The organism is Herbaspirillum sp. B65 (assembly GCF_000333555.1).
Lineage (GTDB): Bacteria > Pseudomonadota > Gammaproteobacteria > Burkholderiales > Burkholderiaceae_D > Herbaspirillum > Herbaspirillum rubrisubalbicans.
The window spans coordinates 1-2038 of the sequence record NZ_BADI01001104.1 but is presented as its reverse complement, the minus strand read 5'-3'; the positions used below and the strand labels follow the sequence as shown (position 1 = coordinate 2038).

3 protein-coding genes are annotated in these 2038 nt (G+C 64.7%); all 3 read right to left on the bottom strand.

Annotated features, from left to right (window positions below):
• Positions 1 to 36: 36 nt before the first annotated feature.
• Entirely contained in the window at positions 37 to 708 is a 672-nt protein-coding gene (locus I5W_RS26180; RefSeq protein WP_017454056.1) for an amino acid ABC transporter permease, read from the bottom strand.
• Between the two features lie 3 nt (positions 709 to 711).
• Positions 712 to 1461 carry an amino acid ABC transporter ATP-binding protein gene (locus tag I5W_RS26175; RefSeq protein WP_017454055.1) on the bottom strand — a complete coding sequence of 250 codons (750 nt, stop codon included), beginning with the start codon at positions 1459 to 1461 and terminating at the stop codon, positions 712 to 714.
• Between the two features lie 62 nt (positions 1462 to 1523).
• Positions 1524 to 1976, bottom strand: a complete 453-nt coding sequence (locus I5W_RS26170; protein ID WP_252717236.1) for a transporter substrate-binding domain-containing protein — start codon at positions 1974 to 1976, stop codon at positions 1524 to 1526.
• Between the last annotated feature and the right edge of the window lie 62 nt (positions 1977 to 2038).

Here is a 2038-nt window from a genome sequence, read left to right as displayed (position 1 = left end):
GAAGTTCTGCAGCAAGGCATCCATGATGGCCCTCTCCTATCGTTTCCAGCGCCAGCGGGTTTCCAGCCAGCGCGCCAACAAGACCACCGGAATGAAGATCAGCAGGTAGGCCGCCGCCCCCAGCATCAACGGCGTGGGGTTGCCGGCATTGCTGCTGGCGGCCTGGGCCGTGTTGAGAATCTCGGACAAGGCCACCACCGAGCCCAGCGCGGTGTTCTTGGTGATCGAGATGACGCGGTTGGTCAGCGGCGGCACGGCCATGCGCAGGGCCTGCGGCAGGATCACGGCGGCCATGGTCTGGCCCCAGGACAGTCCGGTCGAGCGTGCCGCTTCGCTCTGGCCGCGCGGCAAGGAAGCGATGCCGGCCCAGATGCTTTCCTCGGCGTAGGCGGCCAGCACCAGGGTCAGCGCCAGCCAGGTCGCGGTGAAGGACGACATGGCCAGGTCGATATAAGGAAACGCAAAGAAGAGCACGATGATGAGGATGAGCGGCGGCAAGGCCCGCATCACATCGGCAAAGGCCACCACCAGCCACACCAGGCCGCGCTTGCCGGTCGCACGCAACACTGCCAGCAGGAGGCCCAGCAGCAGGCCGGAGGCGATCACGGCCAGGCTCAGCAGTACGGTCACGCCCATGCCGCGCAGGATATCGGGCCAATACCGCGCAGCGATCTCGGCATTGAAGAAGGTAAAGAGAAATTGCTGCATGGTTCAGCCGTGCTCTGCCAAGCGCGCCAGGAAGGTCTTGGTGCGGGCCTGCTGCGGATTTCCGAAGATCTGCTCGGGCGGTCCTTCCTCGACGATCACGCCACCGTCCATGAAGACCACGCGATCGGCCGCTGCGCGGGCAAAGGCCATTTCGTGCGTGACCACCAGCATGGTCATGCCGGCCTCGCGCAGTTGGCGCATCACCTGCAGCACGCTGCCCACCAGTTCGGGATCGAGTGCGCTGGTCGGTTCATCGAACAGCATCACCTTGGGTTCCAGTGCGATGCCGCGCGCGATGCCCACGCGCTGCTGCTGGCCACCGGAGAGCTGGCCGGGGAAGGCCGCCGCCTTCTCCAGCATCCCCACCTGCTCCAGGGCTCGCCGTGCGCGCCGCTCGGCTTCGGCATGGGAATGCTTCTGCACCTTCTTCAAGGCCAGCATCACGTTGCCCAGCACGCTCATGTGCGGATAGAGGTTGAACTGCTGGAACACCATGCCGATCTTCTGGCGGATCGCATTGAGGTCGGCGCGGGCGTGCATGATGTCCACGCCATCCACCACGATCTGGCCGGCGCTGGGTTCTTCGAGCCGGTTGCAGCAACGCAGCATGGTGCTCTTGCCCGAACCGGACGGGCCGATCACGCAGATCAGTTGGCCCGGCCGCACGCGCAGGTCGATCCCGCGCAAGACCGTATTGCCCTCATAGGACTTGTGCAGGCCGACGATTTCAAGGATGGGGGCGGCATGGTTCATGGCGGCATCAGTCTCGCTTCATTCAGGCGACTCGGGCAATTCGGGCGCGGTGCTGCGGGCTCTCACTTGCACTTGAGCGTCACGGGCGTCGGGTCGTAGCCATCCAGGCCCGGCACGCCCTGCCCCACGCCGACCTTGACCACGGTGGCATCCGGCGCCGGGGTATAGCCGAACCACTTCTGGGCGATCTTGCCCAGGGTACCGTCTTGCTTCATGCATTTGAGCGCCATGCCGGCGGCGTCGCGGCCAGCCTTGTCATCCAGGCGGAAAGCCAGTGCCCACACCAGGCCAGTCTTGACGGTATAGGTGGTCTGCACGGACGGGTTCTGCTTGGAGGCCCAGGCGGCCACGGTGCTGCCGGCCAGGTTGGCATCGGCGCGGCCGGATTGCACGGACTGCATCGCATCGGCGATTGTGCCATAGACGTCGTACTTGAAGCCGTACTTGCCGGCGATGTCGCGTGCCCGCACTTCATAAGCCGATGCCTTATTGATCGAGATGGTCTTGCACTTCACGTCTACCACCGCATGCATGGCGACGCGCGCCCTTCTTGATGACGAAAGTGTAGTCGGCATCC

Coding starts and splice junctions, on each gene's coding strand:
- I5W_RS26180 (WP_017454056.1), bottom strand. CDS start 708: ATGCAGCAATTTCTCTTTACCTTCTTCAATGCCGAGATCGCTGCGCGG.
- I5W_RS26175 (WP_017454055.1), bottom strand. CDS start 1,461: ATGAACCATGCCGCCCCCATCCTTGAAATCGTCGGCCTGCACAAGTCC.